General features: G+C 61.8%; 6 protein-coding genes. All 6 read left to right on the top strand.

Annotated elements, in window-relative coordinates; genetic code table 11:
- Positions 1 to 128: 128 nt before the first annotated feature.
- On the top strand, positions 129 to 530 hold the full coding sequence (locus KBA48_RS32460; RefSeq protein ID WP_292912806.1) for a TonB-dependent receptor: 402 nt from the start codon (positions 129 to 131) through the stop codon (positions 528 to 530).
- Positions 531 to 594: 64 nt separating this feature from the next.
- Positions 595 to 1,296, top strand: coding sequence for a CoA transferase subunit A (locus KBA48_RS32455; RefSeq protein ID WP_292912805.1), 702 nt, complete (start codon positions 595 to 597; stop codon positions 1,294 to 1,296).
- 93 nt (positions 1,297 to 1,389) lie between these two features.
- A complete protein-coding gene (locus tag KBA48_RS32450; RefSeq protein ID WP_292912804.1) occupies positions 1,390 to 2,031 on the top strand; it encodes a 3-oxoacid CoA-transferase subunit B in 642 nt (213 codons plus the stop codon).
- Between the two features lie 113 nt (positions 2,032 to 2,144).
- Positions 2,145 to 3,494 carry an ATP-binding protein gene (locus KBA48_RS32445; RefSeq protein ID WP_292912803.1) on the top strand — a complete coding sequence of 450 codons (1,350 nt, stop codon included), beginning with the start codon at positions 2,145 to 2,147 and terminating at the stop codon, positions 3,492 to 3,494.
- Complete coding sequence (locus KBA48_RS32440) at positions 3,491 to 4,501, top strand: HupU protein (protein ID WP_292912802.1); 1,011 nt, start codon at positions 3,491 to 3,493, stop codon at positions 4,499 to 4,501. The genes KBA48_RS32445 and KBA48_RS32440 overlap by 4 nt, the downstream gene beginning before the upstream one ends.
- On the top strand, positions 4,498 to 4,897 hold a 400-nt coding region (locus KBA48_RS32435; protein ID WP_292912801.1), incomplete at its 3' end, for a nickel-dependent hydrogenase large subunit. The genes KBA48_RS32440 and KBA48_RS32435, both read left to right, overlap by 4 nt.

The raw sequence follows: 4,897 nt of genomic DNA, 5'->3' as shown, positions 1-4,897 counted from the left end.
TCGCCTCAAGTGCCACCTTCGCCTTGAAATCCGCTGAATATCGCTTCCTCTGTCCCGCCATGTCGGTCGTCCTTCAATAAGGCCGAACCAAGCTTAGCAAACTGTCCGCTCACGGGGGACCAGCTCTGGTGCGCAAGGACCCTCCCAATCCCGTCGATCAGTTCGGTGTGGCGACGAGCTTTGTTGGTGAGGCCTTCCCGAACACGCCACGCTGGCAGGCCGTTCTGGATGCGGAATACCGGTTTGCCGTCGGTGAAGAACTGACGGCGTTCGCGGGCAGCAGCCTGACGGCCCGCAGTGCCGCCACCGCCGCCTTCGGCGATAATCCTGAGTTCCGTATCGACGGCTATATGCTGGTTGATCTTCGGGCCGGCCTGGAGGCGGATGATGGAAACTGGCGTCTGCAGGTCTGGGGACGGAATGTCACCAACCGGTTCTACGTGAACAACGTCGCGCACCTGATCGATTCAGTGACGGAGTTCAGCGGCATGCCGGTGACCTACGGCGTTTCCTTCAGCTACCGGTACTAAGGGATTGCCTCAACCCCTGTGGATTCCACCGCCCGTAGGGCGCGTTTGAAAGAGGCATGTTCCCATGACAGGCAAACTACGCGCCAGTGCTGTCGAAGCTCTGGCGGGACTGTTGCACGATGACATGACCGTGATGGCCGGCGGGTTCGGCCTCTGCGGCGTTCCCGAAAACCTGATCGCGGCAATCAAAATGTCGGGCGTGAAGGGCCTGACGGTCATTTCCAACAATCCGGGCATTGATGGTCTGGGCCTGGGGCAGTTGCTGGAAACCAGGCAGATATCCCGGATGGTTGCCTCCTTTGTGGGGGAGAACCAGTTGTTCGCGCGGCAATATCTGTCGGGCGAAGTGCAGCTCGAAATCACCCCTCAGGGCACGCTGGCAGAGCGTATCCGCGCCGGCGGTGCCGGCATCCCCGCCTTCTTCGCCAAGACGGGCGTGGGCACGCTGGTGGCGGAAGGCAAGGAACTGCGGGAATTCGATGGCGAGACTTATTTAATGGAACGGTCCTTACGCGCCGATCTGGCCATCGTGAAAGCCTGGAAGGGCGAGACGAAAGGCAACCTGATCTACCGCAAGACCGCGCGGAATTTCAATCCGATGATGGCCATGGCCGGCAAGGTGACCGTGGCCGAAGTTGAACAGTTGGTCGCTGTTGGCACCATCGATCCCGACCATGTTCACACGCCGGGCATCTTTGTGCAGCGCATCATCGAAGCTCCGCGTCAGAACCCCCACGAACAGCGTACCACACGTAAGCGCGACTAACGCGCGGCTCGCCCTCCAGGTGCCGTAAGCCAAGGGCGCGAAGGCGCCCGCCCGGCGCTTGAGAGGGCACGAAACATTTGGGAGATCATCATCATGGCTTGGACCCGTGAGGAAATGGCCGCCCGCGCCGCCAAGGAGTTGCGCGACGGCTTCTATGTGAATCTGGGCATCGGCATCCCGACCCTGGTGGCGAACTACATCCCCGAAGGGATACATGTCACCTTGCAGTCGGAAAATGGCATGCTGGGCATGGGGCCCTTTCCCCTTGCGGGGGAAGAGGATGCCGACCTGATCAATGCCGGCAAGCAGCCCGTCACCGAACTGCCCTACAGCAGCTATTTCAGCAGTGCTGACAGCTTCGCCAATATCGACCTGTCGGTGCTGGGCGCCATGCAGGTGGCCGCCAATGGCGATCTGGCTAATTGGACGATCCCCGGCAAGATGGTCAAGGGCATGGGCGGCGCCATGGATCTGGTGGCCGGTGTCAAGAAGGTCGTGGTGGTGATGGAACATTGCGCCGTCGACAAGAAGACGGGCGCCATCGAACCCAAGCTGCTGAACGCCTGCTCCCTGCCGCTGACCGGTGCGGCGGTGGTGGACATGGTGGTGACCGACCTGGGGGTCTTCACCATCGACAAGAAGGCCGGCGGCGACCTGACCCTGATCGAACTAGCCCCAGGCGTGACGATGGAGGAGATCAGGAGAAAGACACCATTGGAATTTCTCCATTTATAGTTCTGGGCATCCACACCATCAGTTCATCCGGCAAGGGCGGAGAATTTTCGAAGATTGCATTTGAGGGATGGGCGTTCTAGCTTCCATACGACCGAAGCGCACGGGGTCTCGCGATGGCGACGGGTGTCGATCCCGACACGTCCACGATGATGGAATCGGCCTGGATGGACGTCCTTCAGAAGATGGACGAGACCTATGCCGACATGCTCGCCTATCAGGTGGAGCTGGAGAAGAAGAACGCCGATCTTGAATCCATGCGCCAATTCATGGATTCCGTTCTGGGTGCGATGACCGACATTTTGATCGTCTGCGATCAGACCGGCCGTATCCTGCAGATCAACCGGGCCTTGGAACTCCTGCTTGGTCGTGAGCAGGTCGGACTGGAGGGAGAACCCATCCAGACCATCTTCATCCCTGAAAGTGCCACCGCGTTGCAGGAAATCCTGAGACTTGCGGCGCGGTGCAAACCGATGGGCGCGCGGGAGCTGTCATTGGCCGGCCGGCATGGAGAGGTGCCGATCGAGGTGCATGCGGCGCCGCGGCTTAATGCACGGGGCCGCATGATGGGGGTGGTGCTGATCGGCCGGCCTGTCGGCGAGGTGAAACGCGCCTATGCCAGCCTCAATACGGCGCACGAACAACTGAAGGCGGCCCAGGCCCAGCTTGTCCATGCGGAAAAGATGGCATCGCTTGGCCGACTGGTATCGGGTGTGGCCCATGAACTGAACAATCCGATCAGTTTTGTTTATGGCAATGCCCATGCGCTGGAACGCTATGTCGGACGGTTGGAGACCTATTTCCAGAAGGTCTGGTCAGGTGCGCCACGCGAAGAACTGATCGCCCTTCGCGAAGATCTGAATGTCGACCGGGCCGTCAGCCGTCTGCGCGAGGCGATTTCGGGTGCGCTGGAGGGGGCGGAGCGGGTCCGCGACATCGTTGAAAGCCTGCGGCGCTTTTCCGCCGATGGTCGCGGCCAGAGCGAACGGTTCGACCTTGTGGCGGCCGTGCAGACGGCGATTGGCTGGGTGGTCAAGGGGCGGGACCGGCATTTCACCTTGAATTACGACGTTCCCGACCGGCTGGAGATCGTGGGACGCAGCGGGCATATCCAGCAGGTGGTGATGAATATCGTCCAGAATGCCTGCGACAGCATCGAAAGCCAGACTGAACAACATGTGTCGGTCGCCATCCGCAGGGAACGGGACGAGGCCGTCATCACCATCGCCGACAATGGTCCCGGCATTTCGGCGGAGGCACGGACCAAACTGTTCGAACCATTCTTCACGACGAAGCCCGTGGGCAAGGGAACCGGCCTCGGCCTGTCCATCAGCTACAAGATCATCGAGGAACATGGCGGTCAGTTGGGGGCGGAGAATGCCCCCGACGGTGGTGCCGTCTTTTCCATCCGATTGCCGATTGCCGGAAATCAAGATAGCGGGCCAGACGGGGCGCGATCCAGATGACACGACGCAAGACCTCCCTTCTGTGGCTGCAATCGGCGGGGTGCGGTGGTTGCACCATGTCCATGATGTGCGCGGAAGCACCCGGCCTGTTCGACACGTTCAGCAATTTCGGCATCGACCTTCTGTGGCATCCGACCTTGAGCGAGGCCAGTGCCGATGAGGTGACGGGCCTGCTGGCCGATATCGTGGACGGGCGACGGAGCCTGGATATCCTGTGCTTTGAAGGGTCGGTCGTCCGCGGACCCAATGGCAGCGGGCGTTACCATATGCTGGCGGGTACGGGCCGGCCCATGCTCGATTGGGTCCGGCAACTGGCATCCAGGGCCCGCCATACTGTTGCCATCGGGACCTGTGCTGCCTTCGGCGGCATCACGTCCGCCGGCAGCAATCCGGCCGACGCCTGCGGCCTGCAATATGATGGCGACCTTGAAGGCGGCGCGCTGGGGGCGGGTTTCCGCAGCAATGCCGGCCTGCCCGTGATCAATGTCGCCGGTTGCCCGACCCATCCCGGCTGGGTGTTGGAAACGCTGATGATGCTGGCGGAAGACGGGCTGGGGCCGGCCGATCTGGACAGGTTCGGGCGGCCGCGCTTCTTTGCCGACCATCTGGTCCATCATGGGTGTTCCCGCAATGAATTCTATGAATTCAAGGCCAGCGCGGAGCAGCTTTCGGAGCTTGGCTGCATGATGGAGCATCTGGGCTGCCTTGGCACGCAGGCCCATGCCGATTGCAACACCCGGCCGTGGAATGGTGGCGGTTCCTGCACCAACGGCGGCTATCCCTGCATCAATTGCACGGCCCCTGAATTCGAGGAACCGGGCCGCAGCTTTACCGAGACGCCGAAATTCGGCGGGGTGCCGATTGGCTTGCCGACCGACATGCCGAAGGCCTGGTTCATCGCCCTGGCATCCCTGTCCAAGGCCGCGACGCCAAACCGGCTGCGCGTCAATGCCCGTGCCGATCGTATCGTGCAACCGCCCGCCGTAAAGGACACGACGCGGCGATGACGGGAGAGAGCAGACGCGTCATTGCCGGTCCGTTCAACCGGGTCGAAGGTGATCTTGAAATCCGCCTGGATATCGAGGGCGGCAAGGTCACGCGGGCGGAGGCGAATTCGCCACTGTTCCGTGGGTTTGAGCGCATTCTGGAAGGCAAGGACCCGCGCGATGCCATGACCATCGTGCCGCGTATCTGTGGCATCTGTTCGGTGTCACAGTCGGTCGCTGCCGCCCGGACCCTGGCCGCCGCATCGGGTGTGCGCCCGCCGCCCAACGGCGAACTGGCGCAGGCTGTCATCCATGCGGCAGAAAACATCGCGGACCATCTGACGCATTTCCACGTCTTCTTCATGGCCGACTTCGCGCGGCCCGTTTATGAGGGCCGGATCTGGCACGAGGCAGCGG

The sequence above is a fragment of the Niveispirillum sp. genome (assembly GCF_017996735.1).
Lineage (GTDB): Bacteria > Pseudomonadota > Alphaproteobacteria > Azospirillales > Azospirillaceae > Niveispirillum.
This window is presented reverse-complemented; position numbering and strand designations above follow the sequence as displayed.